The 20,100-nt window shown below is 45.1% G+C and carries 20 protein-coding genes, 1 tRNA gene and 1 rRNA gene; 13 read left to right on the top strand and 9 right to left on the bottom strand.

From position 1 onward, the window contains the following. Positions 1 to 54: 54 nt before the first annotated feature. The 3 genes from ACK3SF_RS01800 to ACK3SF_RS01790 all read right to left on the bottom strand — a co-directional run bounded on the left by ACK3SF_RS01800 (position 55) and on the right by ACK3SF_RS01790 (position 4,462). Entirely contained in the window at positions 55 to 2,031 is a 1,977-nt protein-coding gene (locus ACK3SF_RS01800; RefSeq protein WP_414838114.1) for a hypothetical protein, read from the bottom strand. After that, on the bottom strand, positions 2,028 to 2,819 hold the full coding sequence (locus ACK3SF_RS01795) for a hypothetical protein (protein ID WP_414838113.1): 792 nt from the start codon (positions 2,817 to 2,819) through the stop codon (positions 2,028 to 2,030). The genes ACK3SF_RS01800 and ACK3SF_RS01795 overlap by 4 nt, the downstream gene beginning before the upstream one ends. Positions 2,820 to 3,148: 329 nt before the next feature. Continuing rightward, on the bottom strand, positions 3,149 to 4,462 hold the full coding sequence (locus ACK3SF_RS01790; RefSeq protein WP_414838112.1) for an MBL fold metallo-hydrolase: 1,314 nt from the start codon (positions 4,460 to 4,462) through the stop codon (positions 3,149 to 3,151). Positions 4,463 to 4,677: 215 nt separating this feature from the next. Here ACK3SF_RS01790 and gatD point away from each other — a divergent pair, with 215 nt between their 5' ends. The 6 genes from gatD to ACK3SF_RS01760 all read left to right on the top strand — a co-directional run bounded on the left by gatD (position 4,678) and on the right by ACK3SF_RS01760 (position 10,170). Next, complete coding sequence (gatD, locus tag ACK3SF_RS01785) at positions 4,678 to 5,976, top strand: Glu-tRNA(Gln) amidotransferase subunit GatD (protein ID WP_414838111.1); 1,299 nt, start codon at positions 4,678 to 4,680, stop codon at positions 5,974 to 5,976. Beyond that, on the top strand, positions 5,969 to 6,508 hold the full coding sequence (locus ACK3SF_RS01780) for an AAA family ATPase (protein ID WP_414838110.1): 540 nt from the start codon (positions 5,969 to 5,971) through the stop codon (positions 6,506 to 6,508). The genes gatD and ACK3SF_RS01780 overlap by 8 nt, the downstream gene beginning before the upstream one ends. After that, positions 6,498 to 6,731 (top strand): hypothetical protein, encoded by a 234-nt coding sequence (locus ACK3SF_RS01775; RefSeq protein ID WP_414838109.1) that lies wholly within the window; start codon positions 6,498 to 6,500, stop codon positions 6,729 to 6,731. Before ACK3SF_RS01780 ends, ACK3SF_RS01775 begins: the two co-directional genes overlap by 11 nt. A gap of 3 nt (positions 6,732 to 6,734) precedes the next feature. Next, on the top strand, positions 6,735 to 8,588 hold the full coding sequence (gene gatE, locus ACK3SF_RS01770) for a Glu-tRNA(Gln) amidotransferase subunit GatE (protein ID WP_414838108.1): 1,854 nt from the start codon (positions 6,735 to 6,737) through the stop codon (positions 8,586 to 8,588). A 69-nt stretch (positions 8,589 to 8,657) separates the two neighbouring features. After that, positions 8,658 to 9,992, top strand: coding sequence for a hypothetical protein (locus tag ACK3SF_RS01765; protein ID WP_414838107.1), 1,335 nt, complete (start codon positions 8,658 to 8,660; stop codon positions 9,990 to 9,992). A 104-nt stretch (positions 9,993 to 10,096) separates the two neighbouring features. After that, positions 10,097 to 10,170: transfer RNA gene (locus ACK3SF_RS01760), tRNA-Tyr, on the top strand. Between the two features lie 110 nt (positions 10,171 to 10,280). On the opposite strand, the gene ACK3SF_RS01755 is transcribed toward ACK3SF_RS01760, so the two are convergent. From ACK3SF_RS01755 to ACK3SF_RS01735, 5 genes are all read right to left on the bottom strand, one after another. Next, the gene (locus tag ACK3SF_RS01755; protein ID WP_414838106.1) at positions 10,281 to 10,667 is read right to left on the bottom strand and encodes a hypothetical protein; all 387 of its coding nucleotides are present in this window, start codon (positions 10,665 to 10,667) and stop codon (positions 10,281 to 10,283) included. Positions 10,668 to 10,760: 93 nt separating this feature from the next. Then, entirely contained in the window at positions 10,761 to 11,984 is a 1,224-nt protein-coding gene (locus tag ACK3SF_RS01750; protein ID WP_414838105.1) for a COG1361 S-layer family protein, read from the bottom strand. Further along, complete coding sequence (locus ACK3SF_RS01745) at positions 11,981 to 13,117, bottom strand: MMPL family transporter (protein WP_414838104.1); 1,137 nt, start codon at positions 13,115 to 13,117, stop codon at positions 11,981 to 11,983. Before ACK3SF_RS01745 ends, ACK3SF_RS01750 begins: the two co-directional genes overlap by 4 nt. Beyond that, positions 13,114 to 14,208: an efflux RND transporter permease subunit gene (locus ACK3SF_RS01740; RefSeq protein ID WP_414838103.1), complete on the bottom strand. Its 1,095-nt coding sequence runs from the start codon at positions 14,206 to 14,208 to the stop codon at positions 13,114 to 13,116. Before ACK3SF_RS01740 ends, ACK3SF_RS01745 begins: the two co-directional genes overlap by 4 nt. Before the next feature lie 51 nt (positions 14,209 to 14,259). Then, the gene (locus ACK3SF_RS01735; protein ID WP_414838102.1) at positions 14,260 to 15,753 is read right to left on the bottom strand and encodes a spermidine synthase; all 1,494 of its coding nucleotides are present in this window, start codon (positions 15,751 to 15,753) and stop codon (positions 14,260 to 14,262) included. A gap of 126 nt (positions 15,754 to 15,879) precedes the next feature. Here ACK3SF_RS01735 and ACK3SF_RS01730 point away from each other — a divergent pair, with 126 nt between their 5' ends. From ACK3SF_RS01730 to ACK3SF_RS01715, 4 genes are all read left to right on the top strand, one after another. After that, positions 15,880 to 16,293: a hypothetical protein gene (locus ACK3SF_RS01730; protein WP_414838101.1), complete on the top strand. Its 414-nt coding sequence runs from the start codon at positions 15,880 to 15,882 to the stop codon at positions 16,291 to 16,293. An 83-nt stretch (positions 16,294 to 16,376) separates the two neighbouring features. Next, entirely contained in the window at positions 16,377 to 16,943 is a 567-nt protein-coding gene (locus ACK3SF_RS01725) for a uracil-DNA glycosylase (protein ID WP_414838100.1), read from the top strand. A 17-nt stretch (positions 16,944 to 16,960) separates the two neighbouring features. Continuing rightward, complete coding sequence (locus ACK3SF_RS01720; RefSeq protein WP_414838099.1) at positions 16,961 to 17,836, top strand: RsmB/NOP family class I SAM-dependent RNA methyltransferase; 876 nt, start codon at positions 16,961 to 16,963, stop codon at positions 17,834 to 17,836. Between the two features lie 7 nt (positions 17,837 to 17,843). After that, the gene (locus ACK3SF_RS01715; protein WP_414838098.1) at positions 17,844 to 18,269 is read left to right on the top strand and encodes a hypothetical protein; all 426 of its coding nucleotides are present in this window, start codon (positions 17,844 to 17,846) and stop codon (positions 18,267 to 18,269) included. Positions 18,270 to 18,315: 46 nt separating this feature from the next. Here the strand turns inward: ACK3SF_RS01715 and ACK3SF_RS01710 are convergent, their stop codons facing one another. Beyond that, complete coding sequence (locus ACK3SF_RS01710; RefSeq protein WP_414838097.1) at positions 18,316 to 18,582, bottom strand: hypothetical protein; 267 nt, start codon at positions 18,580 to 18,582, stop codon at positions 18,316 to 18,318. Between the two features lie 136 nt (positions 18,583 to 18,718). On the opposite strand from ACK3SF_RS01710, the gene rrf reads away from it, so the two are divergent. The 3 genes from rrf (at position 18,719) to ACK3SF_RS01695 (ending at position 20,079) form a co-directional block, all read left to right on the top strand. Then, positions 18,719 to 18,833: ribosomal RNA gene (rrf, locus tag ACK3SF_RS01705) — 5S ribosomal RNA — on the top strand. Positions 18,834 to 18,919: 86 nt separating this feature from the next. Beyond that, the gene (locus tag ACK3SF_RS01700) at positions 18,920 to 19,693 is read left to right on the top strand and encodes a hypothetical protein (RefSeq protein ID WP_414838096.1); all 774 of its coding nucleotides are present in this window, start codon (positions 18,920 to 18,922) and stop codon (positions 19,691 to 19,693) included. 35 nt (positions 19,694 to 19,728) lie between these two features. Further along, positions 19,729 to 20,079 (top strand): RPA12/RPB9/RPC11 RNA polymerase family protein, encoded by a 351-nt coding sequence (locus tag ACK3SF_RS01695; RefSeq protein ID WP_414838095.1) that lies wholly within the window; start codon positions 19,729 to 19,731, stop codon positions 20,077 to 20,079. Positions 20,080 to 20,100: the final 21 nt, after the last annotated feature.

Raw genomic sequence — 20,100 nt, 5'->3', positions numbered from 1 at the left:
AGTAGCTTCAGCAAATATGAGACCTATTGGAAATTTGATCTTATAATTAGGTGTTTATTCCTGGATTTCATAACTGATGGTTGAACTATCCTGCTGTATTTCTTTAACCTCAAAGGATTCTGATGCTTTAATCAAGACTCTAGTTTCGGGATCTTCTAATTCCAAGTTTTTAGAGACATCTGAAGGAATATTTTCACTAAATTCTATTGATAGATTTTCTCCTTCTGAATACTGGAGAAGTCTTCCTAGTCTCTCTGCGGTTGTGATTATTAATTTATCTCTAAGATGGTTGATATGGTATATAGGTACTTCTTTGTTGTTATAGAGATATTTTCCTTTCTCTTCATTGATTTCTAATCTCTCTATATTTTTAGCTCTATATTTTAGTCGAGGGCTATTTCCTACAAGCATTATTGGCTGAGAATCCTCAAATCCGCTTATATCAGCATCTAACATTCTGGAATCTATTTCTTCCCATGAAATTTTCTGGAACTCAATAGAGCCGAATAGTTCCTCAAAAATCACTTCATTTTCCTTTTTTGCTATAGCTCTACCCCAGTTATCATCTACATTTCTAACCCAGTTTCTGGGAGAATCTTCCACAAAATAACTGCGGTAGAAAACTCTGTTCAGCCCTAGCTCTCTAGCTTCTTCAGGAGCTTCTGATGAATTTTCTTCAAATCTGCCCAAGTCATTATAGAGTTTCCTGAAATCAGCATTTGACTCCCAACTATCTCTAAGCCCTGTTTTGAACTCAGAAACCAAAGAGTCGGACACTTCTGAATTGATTATTTCCTGTCTTTCGTCCGTCTCTATCTCAGATTTAATATTTTCGAAAATTTTGCTTACTGCTTCTTTTCTTGACCGGATATCCTCTATATCTCTCATTAGAGATTCTTCTGTTGAAAAATTCTGAGTTTGTTCTTTGAGACTTTCAATATTATCTTTGATTGATTTTCTTACTGATATCGGATTTGAGAACTCTTCTTCTCTTTCTAAGATTTCCTCTATTTTATCGTCGCTAATATTCCTAATCATTAGACCGCAGTAGAAATTTTGAATCCATGAAACTGCAGCAGGGCTTCCCATGGAAGTTGCGCCTTCAAAAACATCTAATTCCTCTGACATTTGCCAACTATTCCAGTAAGAGGGAGTGCTTTCTAGAATTTCAAAGTAGATACTAGAGATTTCGCCGATAGATTTGTTTTCAAATTTCCCTATTACCTCCTCTCTTACATTATTAAAGAAATCTTCGTCAAGATTACCGTTCTCATATTCTCTAAACACCCAGGCACCTACCCCAAAAGGAGTTTCTTCCAATTCTTGATTTAGATCATCTATCTTATCGAGTATATCAGAATCTTCTTTTTGAGGTTCGGAGTTATCCGAAATATCTCGGAAATTAATATCCGATTTGATTCGATCTAGCTTACTATTATGTTCATCAAACATCTTGAGGGACTTAACGAATAGCTCTTTGTTTTCGGAAACTATAATTTTTCTTATAAGCTCTTTTTGACTATTGTAGAATAGAGCGAGAAATTCCAGAGCAACTAAAGTATCTTTAGTATCTAAATTATTTTCTACATCATATAATATGTGGTCTGCAGATTTCTTTAATCTAAGAAGTAAAGCCCTACTCATTTCAGAGTCATTTTTCTCTAAATCTAATCTAACAAAATCTTCATATACAGAGAGAAACTTTTCCAGCATCATTCTGTCTCTTTCAGAGTAGGCTCTTGAAATTAGTAAGCGTACTGACCCGATTAACTCTAAGCTAAACTGTGTATTTGGCTTCGATATCGCCACCTCATAGAGGTTGATGAGATTTTGGATAATTCGATTTGAAGGGCGTCTTACGCTAGAACCAAGTGATCTATCTCTAGGTATAGCTCTGTTTTCCAAGTAATACTCAATTATTTCCCGATATTCCTCTAATCTTTCCTTGAAGAGGTAGAGGTCATTTTCAGACAAACTCTTTGAGGCTCGGCTTCCAAAGTAGTCTAAGAGTGTATTAAGATTTTCGTTCATAATGAAAACCCTTTCGATGTCTTAATTGATTTTCTCAACTGGTTAGTTAATTTTTCTCTAGTTTCTTGACTAATATTTTCCTTCAGTCTTAATACTGCATCATTTTCTCTAGAAAAATCTTGACCTAAACTTGGGCCTGATGTGACTTTTTCAGGATCGATTATAGAAAATATTTTCTTCAGTCTTCGATAATTTATATCAGAAATATGTCCTTCAAGATCTAAATCTTCAGCAGTTATGGTTACGTCATTGCTTAAATTCAATGATTTCTGACTTTTTCTGTATGATGGGATTTTGCTATCTAGAATTTCATTGCCTATCTGGTATTTGGTGTTCTTCCAAGATTCTTCATCTATCTCGTCTCTTGCTTGGCTAATAGCAAAATTAGAAATTCCATTGTAGAGAACTATTTTTGAAACTCTAGAGTACAACCACACTATACTCAAGACACTTGAAAGACCCAGTAGAAATATTGGGAGTGTAAACTGGGTGTTACTAGAATCTTCAGAAACTAGAAAGACTAGAACTCCTGTTGCTATCAGAACAACAAAGTTGAATATAATTATTGGAAAACTATACGTTTTTCGAGCTATTAAATCAACTATGCCTTCTGGCACGAATTCTGTGAGTTGATCCCACAAGTGAGTAAGTATGATAAAGCTTATAGATACCAGAGTTCCTTGTATTGTCCATAAAGATTGTAGATCACTCTTTTTTAGATTATCGAAAATACTGCTTGTAAAAATATGTGAGAGAGAATACCCCAAAAATCCTATAGCGACAGTCATTAACGAAGAAACTATTATTTGCGAGTTGAAGCTTTCAAGTCTAAGTATATCTCTATGCTTCCAAATCTCCTTTTTATTGGTTTTGAGCAATCTCAAGGTTAACCTTACCCTAACTGAAAATGGAGACCAGAAAAAGTCCGAAAAATAGTATACCCCTAATATGAAAAGCGGGAAAATTATCGCCAGAGTGCAAATATTCAGAAAACCAAACATTTACCAGAATATTCTTCCCAAATTTTATTTTGGTTTGGTTAATCAGGAGAATGTAGCGGAAAGAAGATTAAATACAATAAAAGGTGAGAGGCCTTGTTTCAGGCCTCTAAGAAACTTTATTCGTCCAAGTCAATGCATTTGCCGTTTTCGGAGATGTAGACGTTGTCTCCTAGGCTGTATCCTTCTTCTCGGGCTAGTTCTACGTAGCTTCCGAGTTTCTGGATTGTTCCGTGGCTTGGGACGATGTGTTCTGGATCGAAGAAGTTGATGAAGTCTCTGTGGTCTTCTTTGTGGGCGTGTCCTGTGGTGTGGATTCCCGGATAGATCCTGACTCCTTTCTCTTCCAGTTTCTTCTCTAGCTTGTGTCTGTTGGCTTCGTTGACTGGTGTAGGGATGACGTTGCTGGAAAAGATCATGTGATCTCCTTCCTCGAAGTCGAATGGGTATGTTCCTGAAGCCATCTTGTCGAGCTGTGCGCCAGGTTCTCCCTGGTTTCCGGTTGCGACGACAAGGTAGTCTTCTCTTGCTGCGTCAACTTCGTCCATCTTCTCCTCTACTTCGTCGAAGTAACTGACTACTTCGATCTGATCGGTATCGATCAAATCAAGCTTCTCTGCTGATTCAACGTATTCCTTCAGTGAGCGTCCGACGAAGATGATCTTTCTTCTTCCGTCGTTTGCGTCGATTACGGAGTTCAAGCGGCTGATCTGGCTTGAGAATGTTGAGAAGAATACTGCGCCTCCTGCGTCGTAGCAGGATTCAAGTACGTCTCTGAGTTCTACTTCAACTGACTTTTCGGAGCGTGCTCGTCCAGGGGAATCGACTCTTGTTGTTCCCGGGATCATGACTTTGACTCCTTCCTCTCCGACTTCCTTGAGTCGGTCGATATCGGTTGTGTCTTCGATAACTGGAGAACGGTCGATCTTCATGTCGTTTCCGTAGACGGCGTATCCTTCCGGTGTCTCCAGAAGGCTTAGTGTTGCATCAGGAATACTGTGGTTGACGTGAGCAAATTCTAAAGTTAGATTGCCTGTCAGATCCATCCTTTCTCCCTTTTCAAGTCTGATTACCTGGTTGCCGGCGTTCTTCCGGTCGTCGTCCAATCCTCTCTCTACGATCTCTGCTGTGTAAGGAGTACAGTAGATCGGACAGTCATGGCTACCTGCCAGTTTTGGGATTCCTCCCACGTGGTCGAGGTGTCCGTGTCCGATGACGATTCCTACTACGTTTTTGTCTAGAACCGGTTCGTCTTCCGGTACTGCCCCGATCTCGAGGCTCTGATTTGTTGTCATTTCGTCGACGTGTCCTTCTGCGGATATGACGTTTTCCATGTTGTAACCCATGTCAAAGATGACGACTTCTCCGTCAACTTCAACTGCGGTCATGTTCATACCAACTTCTTCATATCCACCTAATGTGTAAACTTTCATGTTAGAAATTTCACCTTGTTTTAAAGTCTTACAGAAAACAATTCTAGGGCGACTCTTATAAAAACAGTTTAAAACAGGTGCCGGAAAATCGGCTGCAGGCCTGAAAACATTATCCTGTTACTGAGAGGCCTCTTGACGAGGAGAATTGTTGATGGAGGAGAATTTTTCTTCGGGCGAGATGTAGTTTCTTAAACTTTGTACGGTAAATCGGGCCTATGTATTCGGAGAAAATTCTCGATAAACTTGACGAGAAAGATATTGAAACCGGTGACAGGATAAAGGCCTCTGGACGTGAAGGAGTTCTGATGCCTAAGCCGGAGTCAGGGGATCCTGATACATTGATTTTGAAGGATGATTCCGGATACAACATCGGAGTTGATCCTGAAGATATCGAGTTGATCGAGAAAAAGGCCTCTACTGAAAATGAGAGGGATGAAGTCCAGCATTCTGAGGATAAGCCGGATATCATGGTGCTTCACACAGGCGGAACGATCGCCTCACGTGTATCATATGAAAAGGGAGGAGTTGAGCCTGCGTTCGATCCGGAAGATCTTGTGGAGATGTATCCGGAGCTGGCGGAGGAAGTGAATATCCACTCCGATGTTATCGCACAGATGCTTTCCGAGGACATGGAGCCAGAACACTGGAAGAAGATCGCTGAGAAGATCGATGAAGTGAAGGACGAGTACGACGGCATCATAATCGGACACGGAACAGATACTATGAGTTATACAGGCGCAGCACTGAGTTTGATGCTGCAAAATCTTGATACAGGCGTCATGCTTGTCGGATCCCAGAGATCAAGCGACAGGCCCAGCAGCGATGCCGCCATGAACATGTACTGTGCTTCAAAGTTTTTGACGGAGACAGATTTTACAGGCCTCGGCGTATGCATGCATGAAGATTCAAGTGATACAAGATGCAATATTTTGCCGCCACAGAAAGTCCGGAAGATGCATACTTCCCGTAGAGATGCTTTTTCAGCGATCAACGCAGAGCCTCTCGGCCATATAAACTATGAGACAGGGGAAATTGAGGAAAACTTCGAGGCCTCTGATGAAGAGTACGAAAAAAATACTGAATTAGACGGGAATGTCGGATGGCTCCGTATCAGGCCTGGAATGAGGCCTGAAGAACTGGAGTTCATCGAGGAGCAGGATTACGATGGAGTCATCGTTGAAGGGACAGGCCTTGGACATATGCCTGTGAACGCGTTTGATGATGAGACACAGCATCACGCAGAGATTCTGGAGAAGCTTCAGGAGATCGCTGATGATGCTGTCGTGGTTATGACGTCTCAGTGTCTGAACGGACGTGTTGATATGGATGTCTACTCCGCTGGATTGAAGATTCAGGAGGCCGGAGTCGTTGGAGCGGAGGATATGCATCCGGAGCTGGCTTACGTCAAGTTGATGTGGAGTCTTGGCCAGGCCTCTGACATGGAAGAAGCGGAAGAATTTTTCCTGGAAAATCTTAACGGTGAGTTAAGCGAGAGGTCTGTTTACCGTGGCTGAGGTCTACGGTGTTACAGGGATGCCTCTGTCCGGCAAGACGACTGTAGCGGATTACATGCAGGATCATGGCTTTGCGGTGCTTGATATGGGGGATGTTGTCCGTATCGAGATGGAGAAAAGAAATATCGCTACAGAGGATACCGGGCAGTGGGTCAATGACATGAGAGCTCAACACGGCATGGATGCGATAGCCAGAATCTCGATCCCGTACCTGAAGGAGATGGCGGAGGAGAAAGAAAGGATTGTCATCACCGGGATGCGTGGCTGGAGCGAGAAAAAACGTTTCGAAAAGGAGACAGGCCACGATATCGAAGTAGTGGCTGTCTGGACCTCTAGAGAAACACGGAGAGAAAGAAGAGAGGATAGAAAGAGAGAAGAAGATGTCAAAGGTGACGGATTCGATGAAAGAGATCTTAGAGAAGTGGAAAACGGTGTCGGGAAACTTATGGCTCTCAGCGACCACATGATCAAAAACGAGGATATCTCAGAGGAACAACTGGAACACAAGGTGGAAAAATTAATTGAATCTTGAAGAGGAAAGTATAAAGAAGACTTACGAACTTGAAGACAGCGATAGAGCCAGGAAAGTTATCAAAGAGGCCTCTGAAAAGCTTGGATACCGTTTTCAGGAGATGAATTCAATAGCAGCAGCATATGACGGACCGAAGGAGGCCATAATCAAGAACGGCGATGAGTTAGAGGCCTACAGAGAAAAGGCTCAGAGAAAGATCGAGGAGATCGTGGAGGATGAATAGATAATGGATTACGAAGAACTTGGATTCAAATGCGGTATAGAGATTCACCAGCAGCTTAACACTGAGACAAAGCTTTTCTGCCGGTGTCCGGTAGATCTCGAGGACGAGGCCCCGGACGCGAAAGTACAGAGACGTCTTAGATCAGTGGCTGGAGAGACAGGAGAACAGGATGAGGCCGCAGAAGTAGAATCCATGAAGAAGAGAAAGTTCATGTATCATTACCACGACAGGAACAACTGTCTCGTGGAACTGGATGAGGAGCCTCCGCACAAGATGAGTCAGGAGGCCCTGAATACAGCTCTGACTTTTGCACGTATGGTCGACGCCAGTATCCCGAGAGAGATCCAGGTCATGCGTAAAATGGTTGTAGACGGCTCGAATACGAGCGGTTTCCAGAGGACTTCGATGGTAGGCCTCGATGGAGAGCTTGAGACAGAATCCGGAAAAGTTGCGATCGAGGACATCGAGTTAGAGGAGGAATCCGCAGGAATCAATGATAGAAGTGAGAAGAAAGCTGTCTACGATCTCTCAAGGCTTGGAGTTCCACTGATAGAAGTTGGAACGGATGCATCGATAAAAGATCCGGATCACGCCCGTGAAGTAGCGGAGGAAATCGGTATGCTTCTCAGATCTACGGGAAAGGCTCGCAGAGGGATCGGAACGATCAGGCAGGACGTCAACGTCTCGATCGACGGCGGTGCACGAGTGGAAATCAAGGGATTCCAGGACGTCCGCAACATCGATACACTGATTGAAAACGAAGTTGAGAGGCAGAAAAATCTTATCGAACTTGGAGACGAACTTGAAGAAGAGGCCTCGGAAGTCGTAGGAGACAATGTTACACATCTTTTCGAGGACTCGGAGAATCAGATAATTTCAACAGTTCTTGAGAACGATGGAGCGGTCTATGGATTCAAGTTCCCGGGCCTCGCAGGAAGGATGAAGGAGAAAATCTCAGGTGACAGATACCTGGCGCTTGAACTTGTAGACTACGCTAAGACTCGTGGCATCCAGGGGATACTTCATACTGATGAAGATCGTGACTACGGAATCCAGGAGGAGTTTGAAGAGCTGAGAGATATCTTCAAGGCCTCAGAAGACGATGTTATCGCGGTACTGGCAGGTCCTGAGGATAAGGCACGTGAAGCAGCTAAAGCAGTCAGGGATAGAGCTGAAAAATTCTATACTGGAGAGGTACCTGAGGAGACACGGAACGCGGAGCAGGATTTCACTACAAGTTATTCCAGGCCTCTTCCTGGAGCAGCCCGTATGTATCCGGAGACAGATATTCCTCCGATAAAGATCTCAGATGAGAAAATCGAGGAAGTTGATGAAAATCTTCCGAGGACATTGGATGAGCGTGAAAAAGAGTATACTGAAGAGATAGGGGAAGAACTGGCCACTCAGATTGTTTCATCGGAGCTTTTGCCTCTTTTCGAGGCCTTCAAGGATGATTTCGATGCGAAGCTTGTTGCGAACGTTTTCACGAATATTTACTCCAAGCTGGAGTCGGAGAATGTTCCTGTAGACAAGCTTGAGAAAAGGCATTACAGAAGTCTTTTCGAGGCCTTCGATAGGGACGAAGTTGCTAAAGGGGATTTCGAGGAGGTTCTGACAGAGATGGCTGAGAATCCTTCAAGTCCTGAAGAGGCTGTCGAAGAAGTTGTCTCGGGGAAGGCCTCTGAAGATGAGATCCGTGAAGTTGTCCAGGAGGTAATAGATCAGAAGCAGGAGATGATTGAGGAGCAGGGAGAGCATGCTCAGGGTGCTTTGATGGGCCTTGTCATGGAGAGAGTTGAGGCCGATGGAGGAACTGTTTCAAGAATTCTGGGCGAGGAGCTTCAGGATTATCTGTAGAAATTCCTTTTTCTTTACTGGAGACAGTAAAATGTAATATAAAGAAGGATTGAGAAGTTTTTGTTAGGTATGCGAAAAGCTGCTCTGATCCTCGCATTTCTTGCAATGATTTTCACAGCTTCAGCTTTCACTGCATCGATGGAGCCTGTGGATCGTGAGGCCTCTCCAGGTGAACAGGCAGTTTTCAATGTTACAGTTTTCAATAATGCCTCGGAGGAGCGTCGTTTCGTTCTGGATTACGAGTTCAGCCGCTCAGGATGGATATACTTCGATAACTCCAGACGGATTCCTGCCGGCGAATCCAGAGACTTCCGTGTTACTATTTCTCCAGGCGAAGATGCTTTACAGCAAAGTTACAGTTTCAAGATATTTGTTACAGATTTCAAGACAGATGAGACGAAAGTTCTCTCTGATTACATGCGTGTGAACAGAGATTACAGGATGAACGTCCCCGATTTTAACGTGAACAAGGAAAGCTTCCTTCCAGGAGAGACAGTAGAGGCCTCTATAACAGTACAGAATATTCTGCCTCGTATAGTCGATGATTACAGTATTTCATCGAGTTTTGACGGCGAACAGAGAGATGTGGATACTGATCCTCTTGCACCAGGAGCGCTGAAGACTTACAGCTTTGAATACGATATTTCACAGGAGGCCTCTCCAGGAAGCAGAAATATCTCGATTAAGCTTGTTCAGGATGGCGAGGAAAGAGTTTTCTCGCGTCTTGTACAGGTTGAAGAAGTTAGAAAGATTAACAGGAGTGGAGAGATGGATGACAGAGTCCTTATTGTTACAGGTAGCAGGAACGTAGAGAACAATGGAAACAGTGTTGCAAATCTATCCGAGAATATTACTTTCCCTTCGTATCTGGATCCTATTCTTGATCTGGATCCTGCTCCTAGCAGGACTGTGAAAGAAGAAGACAGCAATACGTATATCTGGGATTTCCAGCTTCAGCCAGGCGAGGAGATGACTTTCAGTTATCAGGTTAATTACTGGATTCCTCTGGCGCTTGCAGCAATTATTATCCTGGGTCTTGCAGTACTTGGAAGATTGACAGGCAGTTTCAAGATTAGTAAAGAAGTCGAGGAACTTGATGAGGATCTGAAGGTTTCACTGGAGATAGTGAATGATACTGAGGGCTTCAAGCCACAGGTAACTATCAGAGATTACGTCCCTAATGCTGCACAGCTCCAGGAAGAGTTTGAGATGGCGAAGCCTGAGATAAGGAAGACTACTGACGGCGTAGAGATGGAGTGGACGCTTGAAGACTTCAAGCCGGGGGAGAGAAGAGTCATCCAGTACAGAGTAACTCCAAAGGTAGAAGTGGAGGACGGCATGGAGCTTCCCGAGGCAGAAGTAATCGAGGATGGAGAAACAGTAGCACAGTCGAAGAAAAGATAAAGAGAGACTGTATTCAGCAAACCCTATTAAATATTTTCCACTAATTCCTAGACATAGAGAAGGGCCTGATTAACAGATTTACATGAAAGAGGCCTTCAACTGTACCCGCCTTAGCTCAGCCTGGCAGAGCGGTCGACTGTAGATCGACTTGTCCCCCGTTCAAATCGGGGAGGCGGGATTCTGATATAATTTTTCCGATTTCGACTGTCCAGAAAACTCTCCTAGTTTTAGTACGTTCAAATCGGGGAGGCGGATTTTTCACTTCCGTATTGTGTCTTGATAGATCTTCTAGAGATTTCTCGCTATTCCTGATAGGCCTATACGGTCAAAAGTTAGCTCCTCGATCCATTCACGTGTCTCCACAAGCATTTCATCTTCATCGATCATATGATCCGAGAAATCTTTTTCTCTGGACGAGGCCTCTCTGAGTGCTTTATCGTACTCGAACTTTGCGGTATTCATGTATTCCTCTGCGTCGTCGACTTCGTCTCCGGAAAGGCCAAGTACAAGCCGGTCAAATCCCAAGCTGTCCAGATTATTCCGTGTATCCTGAAGATAAAGCGAGGCCATAAAACTCTGTACGGCCTCTTCCATCATTTCCGCTGATCTTTTGAGGGAGTACTCGAGCTCGCTGTCAGTTAATCTTCCGTAGACCTCCCTATCCCTGTAATCCATAAGTTGTTATCAATCAGTAAAAATTAAGTCCTTTTTTGGAAAAGGAAGGAGGAAAAAATGTAGAGGCCTCTTCCCGTAAGGCCTCCATGAAGTTTACTCTGATTCCTCGTCCTGTTCGCTGCTGGATTTTCTTCTGCGGAAAATGTAGATTCCTGCTCCGATCAGAACGATAAGGCCTCCCAGTAGAGGCACAGGAATACCGGATTCTTCGGTCTTTCCGTTAGTGACGTCTACCTGTACTGTTTCGTCTTCTACGAATACTTCAGTGCTTTTGACTCCTCGTGTCTCAAAGTCTACGAGGTATTGCTTGACTGCTGCATCGGATTCGGTGTCTACTTCGAATACTGCTTCTCCGGTCTTTCCTGGTTCAAGTGTTCCTATGTACTTGCTGGATGAATCATAACTGAACGGCTGGTCGCTTGAATCCAGTACTCTGATTCTTGTAGAGGATGATTGTTCTGCGCCGATGTTCTTGACTTCAAGTCTCAGTTCTCCCGTGTTCCCTGTTCTGAGGTTGCTTTCGACTCCTGTGATCTGGAACTGTGGCTTGCCTTCCATGTAAAGATTGAAGCTTACAGGATCTGTGATCTCTGATGTTGAGTCTCCTGCAGAATACTGTAGGTCTCCGTTGATCGATGTTGATCCTGCTGGAGCTGTCTCATTGATGTCGAAGTTGAACTCTGCTGTCTTGATCTGGCCTGGCTGGATGTTCCCCAGCGCCTGGCGTGTGGAGAAGCTTGATGTCTCCTGGAAGAACCCAGGGAAGTAAAGGTTCAGGACGACGTTTTCAGCCGTCTTCTCTCCATTGTTGACTATATCTACAGACATCATGTTGTTGTCTGTATCCGGCATAAGCTGCTGTGGCTGTGTCTTGAGATTTGCCACGTTCAGCTCGATGTCCTCGCTTTGAACTTCTACAGGGATGTTCCTGGTTACAGAAAAATCTCCGTAACTGATCTGAACCCTGAAGTTGTTGGAACCATCAGGCGCATCATCTGCCACAAGAACAGATGTAGAAATCTGGTACTCCTGACCTGAAACCATATCGCCGAGAGAATAGTTCCTCTGCCTATCCGGCTTCAACTCAAACGGATAGTTATCAAGAAGCCGTACCTCAACGTTCTGGGCCTCTTTATCCCCGTTATTTACGATCTTGAAAGAAAGATCGCCCTGTTCCCCGGACTGTAGAGGGACAGGATCGGAATTGATTAGAGAGGCCTCAATATTCGTCGAGGCCCGTGTAGATTGTTGAGCTGCCGCAGAGCTCATTAGGAGGCCTGCAAGCAGCAGAAGTGTCGTAAGTCGTGTCTTGTTCATTGTTGTTTCACCTTTAGCATAATTTTAGTCAGATAGCGATCATATACGACCAGAGAAATCGGTATAATAGTCAAAGCACCGATGTAGGCGCATAATGTAGTCAGAGTAAGCATTGTACCCATATCGGATAGGAAAGTTATCCTTCCGAAAGACAGCGATGTGAATCCTATCAAGGCCGCTATAAGAGCGATAGTCATAGGATTCAGAATTCCCTTGATAGTCTCGGACAAGGCCTCGCCTATATCCAGTTTCTCTCTTTCCTCCCTGTACCGTGATACTGTCTGGATCCCAAAGTCTATAGCGATTCCCATCCCCATGGATACTGCTCCGGAAGTTGCAGGACTCATGTTAAGGCCCAGCCATCCGTAGAGGCCGAATCCTGCGATTATACCGAAAATCAGGGCAGTCAAAGAGCTTAATCCATACGCTATAGATCGGAAAAGCAAAATCACGACCACAAGAACTCCGATAAGCGATATAGCTGATGTACTGCTCATTGTGCTCTGTGTCTGTTCCTGAAAGGCCTGATTGATGAAAGGCGTCCCGGTGTACCCTGTTTCTATACCCGCAGGCTTTTCGTTGACCTGTACAGATGTCTTTATCCTGTCCGCAAGAGCCTGCTGCTCTTCAGAGGAAAGATCTGTAGATGTTACCCTCATTATAGTAAAGCTGTAATCATCCGAGACGAACTGTGAGGCCTGTCCGCTTTCACGCAACTGTCTGGAGGCCTCCCTCCTGCTTGAAGGCTCGTCGACAAGATCAGCTGCAGATGAGACTGTAGCGACGTCGTTCATGCTTGATAGATCATTTGAAACTCTTTCTATGTATTCAAGCAATTCTGGATTCCGTACATCTCTTATCTCGGTCGAGTTGGCGTACCGCGGATCTGTCTCGAATAATACAGTGAAAGTTGCGCCGCTGCCACCTCCCTGACCGAATTCTGCTCCTATAACATCGAATGCGGCTACAGAATCAATGCTGTCAGGAAGAAGATCCTCCTGATTCTGCTCTACTGTTTCAACTTTTGATGCTCCAGCAGCAAGAAAAGCTGTAAGAACTACCATAACCGTCAGCAAGGCGAAAGGCCTCTGAACAATCAGACGTGAATACCTGTCAATCATTCTATTTTTCATTTTCTCCACCTCTCGTACTCGATTATCAATGCAGGAGTTATCACAAGCGCTGAAACAAGCGTCAGAGCGATTCCAAGGCCTAGCGTAAGCCCAAGATTCCTGATAAATGAAATAGACGCGATAAGCAAAGCAGAGAACCCTACAATAGTTGTAGTCGAGGAACCAAGTATGGCTAGGCCTGTGGTAGGTACCGAATCCTTCACAGCTGCCTCTACATCTCCAAGCTTTTCCTTTTCCTCTATTATTCTTTCAGTGATGAATGATCCGTACTCTACTCCAAGGCCCAGAATCATAGCTCCGAGAGCGATTGTGGCAATAGTCAGAGGAATACCGAGATGCCCCATCATTCCCAGAGTCCATATCAGGCCTATGAAAAGCGGCACAAAAGTTATAGGCCCGTAGATTCTTCCACGAGCAAAGCCCAGAAGTACAAGTATCAGCAGAGATGCAGCCGAGATAGTTGTCATCGAATCGGAGACCATTGTGTCTCCCATATCGGTACGGATGACAGGATTTCCTGTAACAGTGATATCTATACCGGGCTGTTTCGGAGTCTGTTCAAGATTCTGTTCGATTAATTCTGTAGCTGCCCGGATATTCTGCTCTGTCATCTCGTCCTCAAGATTGACGTACATCTGAGTTGCGGTGTAGTCTCTGTTGAAGAAACTTCCTGTCTGTGTTCCCTCAAGAGCTTTTTTCACCTGCTCCTTTGTATCCGGTATCCGTGGGAACAACGATGCCGGAGACTGTACCTGGCCGACCATCGATTCCGCCTCCAGCTCCTCAGTCAAAGTCTTCTGCATCCTGAGCATCCGCGGATCACGTACATCAGTTACAAAGTTCTCCTCAAGAGATTCCTTATTCGTCTGGAAAAGTACAATTATGGCGCTTGAGGATCTAAACTCTGATTCAACCTTGTCCTGCGCCTGGATCTCCGGCAGAGTATCCGGCAGACTTGACTGGAAATCAGTCTCCAGTTGAATGCTTGGAAGGCCTGTCGCAAGTACAACAGTCATCAAAAGACCTCCAAGAACGATTGCACGAGAATACTCGACCTGAAGATCTGCAAGCATCTCCAGAGGATTATTCATAACATATCTCGATGCATACAACCTTATAAAACTGAATAAATGTTCAGCGAATCAGTTGATATTGTACTTCTCACCGATCAACGGATTCATCAGCTCCTCAACAGGCGCATAATCATCCTTCAATACCGGAACATCTCCAGGACTGATATCCTCAAGATTTCCAACCTCATCTGAAAGATTCAGGCCTCTATAGCTTTTCGCCCTGTCTCCAAGGCCTTCTCTGGACATCCTGCTGTTTTTAGAGGCAACTATCTCTATGTTCTGCGCCAGAGAAGTATCAGCTGTCGGGAAATAATACACAGACTCATAAACTGAGTCTATAGTCCTGTACTGGCTTCTGGCGAACTCTGATCCCGGGCCTGAAGCCGTAGAGATGACGTTGGAGACAACTACACCGTCTTCATCTGTCTTGTTGTACGTGAGTTGCATGAACTCCTGTGTCGTCAGATGGAACGGCACCTCGGCCTTCCTGTACGCATCCACATAGATCACATCGTAATCTCCTTCAGAGGCCTCCAGAAAGTTTCTTCCATCGCCGGTACGGACATCGAGATTTTCTGACTCCGAGAGATTGAAGTACTGTTCTGCCGCTTTCACTACTCCAGGATCGATCTCCACGGCGTCGACAGATATATTCATCTCTGCAAATCTCTGTGGAGCTGTGAACCCTCCTCCGCCGATGAAAAGAACTTTTTCAACATCATCTCGCATCAGGAACGGCATGTGAAAGTAGTCAAGGTAATCCCAGACATAATCATCAGATCCATTAATGTATGTGGCGCTCTGTGGCTGGCCTCCAAGATAAAGCGTTCTGACACCATCACTATCCGATACACGTAGCTCCTGATACGGAGTGGAATCCTCGTAGACCGTGTTCCCGGAGACCGGTGTTGAACCTCCCAGGACAATACCAGCAATTATTATACCTGGAAGCAGCAGGCTTTTCGGATCTCTGAAGCTTGAGATCGCAGGGATTATAGATAGGGCTGCGAAAAAAGTATAGATACTGTTGACAGAAAACGCCGGGATGAGGAAGAAAGTCGTTCCGAAAGCTCCAAGTATACTTCCAGCCGTCCCTACAGCGTAGAAATGTCCTGAGGCCTCTCCCTTGTCTTCCTTCTTCGATAGCTGGACTGCGTACGGACTGATAAATCCCAGAAAGTAAGTCGGAGGCCCGAAAAGCACTGCAACAGGTATAATCGCAGAGTAACGCGCAGGTATTGGAAGCGCAGAGCTTAAAGTCAGGAACATATCTCCGAAGTAGATCAACGCAGTTATGTAAAGCGCAGTATACGTCAGGTAACGACTCAAGTCGTTGAAAGAAATATTCTTCGAGCTTTTCCCGCCGTAGTGGTATCCAAGGCTCAAGGCCAGCATCGAAACACCTATAATCGATCCCCAGGTGTAGATACTGTTCCCGAACTCCGGAGCAAGAACTCTACCTGCTAAAATCTCCAGGCCCATACTGACTATCCCTGAAACAATTACAGCAGCCTGCTGGCGTGTAGGCCTGAAACTTTGCGCAGAAAGATTTTGCAAGTTCACAACCGAGGATGGCAGAACCACTGATTTAACTCTGTCTCTCACATCCCGAAGGCCTCGGGAAAAATTCCTTCAGATGGTGTATCTGGACAGAAGTTTTTTAGCAGAGGCCTCAGAAAATTTTCTGTGATGTCTTTTCCGATGAATCCTTCGGAGCTTGATACTTCGGACCGCGGGAAACTTTTGGGCCTGGCAGTGACGGCGCTAGTTTTCTCAGGATTTATCTTCGCAGGCCTGATAAATATCTCGCCTTTCGGAAGAGGAACATGCACGCTAACAGGCTGTCCATGTGAAGAGGTCTCTATAAACAGAACTACTATGGAGGCGAACACGACGCCGTTGACAGGAGAGATAGAATGTAATGAATGCACAGGATCGAGATACCTGTTCCACGCCGGAGTTTTCTGGATCGCACAGGAAGAGGAATCGACACAGGTAATCCAGTGTAGATCAGGTGAGAAAACAGGAGAGAATTACAGAGTGGACTCCTACGGCGAAATACAGACAGGTAACATATTCAGCACATACCTTTCAACAGGCTAACCTCAGAGGCCATAATAGGATTATGCGGTGAAGGCCTGTATTCTCCAGTTGGATTAAAAGTTCTATGCGACAAAACTCTGAGTATGAGTTTCCGGGATAAATACAGCGAATTCTTCGAACAGCTGGATGAAAAATACTTTGACGAAGAACGCTTCGTCCCTGCTGTAGGCCCGGAGGACGCAGAAGTGATGATGATCGGAGAGGCCCCTGGAGCTAACGAAGTAGAGCAAGGCGAGCCTTTCGTCGGCAGAGCCGGAGAAAAGATGAACGACGTACTGAAAGATATCAACGTTGATCGTGGAGATATCTACATCACGAATCTTGTGAAGATCAGGCCTCCGGACAATCGTGATCCGAAAAGCGATGAGATAGAGGCCTGGGCGCCGCTACTGGAGAAGGAGATCGAAAACGTGAATCCTGATATAATTTTGACGCTCGGAAACTTTGCCTCCAGGCACATGCTGGATACTTCCAAAGGCATCAGCAAGATACACGGCAGAATTTTTACGCGGGAAGGGCAGAAGATTATGCCGATATATCATCCGGCAGCGACGCTGTACGACAGATCTAAAACACCTGATCTGGAGAAAGATCTGAGGAAGGCCTTTGGGAAAGAAAACACGGGACAGCAAAAACTTTCGGACCTGTGAGAGAAGAGAAAAATTTTATGGAACGCTATAAACCGATAATAGATGACTGGGAGGCCTTCAGGGAGGAGTGTCAGAAGGATGCAGTTCCGGCAGTAAGAAGAAATCCTCTCAAGGCTCGAAAAAGCTTTGAACAGGCTCTGAAAAAAGATTTTCCGGAAGCCGAGAAATCGGACTGGAACAGTGATGTGTACAGGCTTCCACGCAGCAAATCTCCCGGAAAGTCTATGCTTCACTGGCGAGGAGAGTACTATGTACAGGAGGAAAGTGCATCGCTCCCCGTGGAAGTTCTCGATCCAAGGCCTGGCGAAAAAGTTCTTGACATGTGTGCCGCTCCTGGAGGAAAGACAACACAGATTGCATCGAAGATGGATAACAGAGGCCTTGTCGTGTCGAATGATGATTCCTCAAGGCGCTTGAAAAGTCTTCATGCAAATATTTACAGGACAGGATCCGCTATCGTGGATGTAACGAACTACGATGGGCGCAGGATTCCAGGAACAGAAAAATTTGACCGTGTTCTTGTTGATGCACCGTGCAGTGGCGAGGGAAATAATGCTAGAAGAAGTTTTGAGGCCTCAAGCAGTCATGAAAGAGAGCACCTGGCCGAGTTACAGTACCAGTTGCTGGAGAAGGCCTTCCAGATAGTAAAGGAGGGTGGCGTAGTTGTCTACTCGACATGTACTTTTGCACCGGAGGAGAACGAGGCCGTAGTATCTAAAGCTCTGGATGAAAAAGATGTGAAGCTTGAAGATATCGATACAGATGTAGAAAGTAGGAGAGGAGTGGAGAATTTTTCAGGCCTGGAGTTTGGAGAGGAAATGTCTAAAACCGTGAGGATTTATCCGCATCATCTGAATTCGGGTGGAATATTCGTTGCCAGGTTCAGAAAGTAGAGACAGCATGAAGGTGGAAGATGCCTCTGAATTTTTTGATGAACGTTTTGAAGTAGATATAGATAATATTGAAGGCCTGGAGCTGGAGAAGATCTCGGGAGATTTCTGGCTAGTTTCGGAAAAAGAAGACAGGGATATTGACTCCGAGACGCGTGGAATCAGAGCTTTACGGGATACTGGAAAGTTTCTGAAGCCTACTACGTATGCTCTACAGCTTCTGAGCGATGAGATCTCCCGTAACAATGTAGAACTGGATAAAGAAGAACTTAAAGAGATTTTAGACGGAGAGATGGTTCCTGCAGAGGCCTCTGAAGAAGGATACGTTGCTATAGTTTTCGAGGGTAAAGTTGTGGGATGTGGCCTGTATAAAGATGAAGTTGTTTCGTCAAGGATATCCAAAGGACGTGGAGAGGAGCTTCTGAGCTTTCTGTGAAAAATTTTTGATGGATAAAATGCTCTGAGGCCTTGACTGTATTTTTTTATTCGCCTGCGCTGTCGATTATCGCTTCTATAACGTAGATAGCTATTACTAGGGCTGTCAGCTGGGCGGCGAGCATCTCCTGGCTTCCTGGCATCTGGAGAAGACTTGAGGAGCCGTATCCGGAGTCTCTCAGAAGGGTGAAGTTGTATCCGAGAACTCCGAGAGTAAGAAGATCTACAAGTGTTGATCCCTCGAGAAGCTTCTTCAGTTTTCCTTTATCGCTTCCTCCTCCCAGAGCCGAGCCTTTTCTGTTTTTCAGAATCATTCCTATAGTAAAGACTTTTCGAGGCCTGTAAAATAAACATTTCGATTGGTAAAGCACCACGAGAATACTTTCCCCCCGGGGCAGAGAGGCCTATCCTTTGGCATGGTTTATAAGGTTTAAGGCCTGTTTGTTTGTTGCTGGCGGTCACAGCGTGAAGGTTACACCCGTACCCATTCCGAACACGGAAGTTAAGCTTCTCAGCGATCTGGCCGGTACTGCCTTTCGGCGGGAATTCCAGGACACTGCCAGCACTATTTTTCCTACTTCAGTTTTTCTGGAAGATTTTCTTGAGTGAAGTCGTCAGTTTAAAAATAAGTGGTGGAAAACTGTTTGTTGTATGAACAGTGAACTTCAGGCCTTGAAGGATTTTGTCGATGAGAACCGTTTTCTGGATGAGTCGTACTTTCTGATTCTGTCTATTGTTCTGGCGTTCGGCATCCTTCAGACGGCTGGAGCAGGCCTTGGAACGGAGAAACCTGTCGTAACTGTTATTTCGACTTCGATGTGTCCTGCGCTCCAGGTAGGTGATATCCTTGTTGTCCAGAGCGAGGATTACAGTGAGATACAGGAGGATGATATAATCGTGTACGATGTGCCTGACAGAGCAGAGTTTACTGTCAACGGAGAAAGTTATACTTTAGAGGCCTCTGAGGAGCAGCCAAGTGAAACAGTTGAGACAGGTATCGGGACTGTCCAGCTTGTTGATGTGAGGCCTTCAACTACTGATCGTTCTAGAGACTCTGCAATCTTCAGGATCAATGGTTCGATCCCTGAATCAGGAGGAGACGACTCTGTTCTTGTGGAAGGCAACAGTTACGAGTTCGCTGGAGGTAGCATCGAGATAGATTATCTGACTGATCTTCCTTACGGGAACGTTCCTATAGTCCACCGTGTTATCGAGAAGAGTGATGATCACGTTGAGACTATGGGAGATAATAATCGCGGGCAGCTGGAGTTCGAGGACAGTGTGAGGCCTGATCAGATTCATGGAACAGTTGCAGTGGAGATTCCGCGACTGGGCCTTGTGAAGATTTTACTGATGGATTTCATGGGGTATAGCGGCGATCAGCCTTTCGTCATCGATAACACTCCGAGCTGTGGATCAGCTTAACCCATTTAAATGTAAGGTGCACATGTAGCTTAACCATGGAGTTCTGTAAAGACGAAGACTGTGGAGGACTACTTGTCTCTGAAAAAGTAGATGGAGAATCAGTGATGAAATGCCGTGACTGTGGGACTGTTCACGACGTCGACGGCAGCTACAGAGTAACAGAGACAAAAGAAGAAGATCCTATGGATCGTTTAAACGTTAACGAAGGAGCAAACAACGAATCAACAAGGCCTACAACAAACAAAGTATGCCCTAAATGTTCATCCGATAACGAAGATGAGAAAGAACATGAATGGTGGATGGAACAGACAAGAAGCAGCGACGAGCCACCTACAAGATTTTACAAGTGCCGTGACTGCGGAAACGTCCACAAAGAATACGACTAGAGGCCTCAAAAATCAGGGGAA

Source organism: Candidatus Nanosalina sp. VS9-1, from assembly GCF_047555085.1.
Lineage (GTDB): Archaea > Nanohalarchaeota > Nanosalinia > Nanosalinales > Nanosalinaceae > Nanosalina.
Note: the sequence above shows the minus strand (reverse complement) of the source record. Positions and strands in the feature narration are given on the sequence as shown.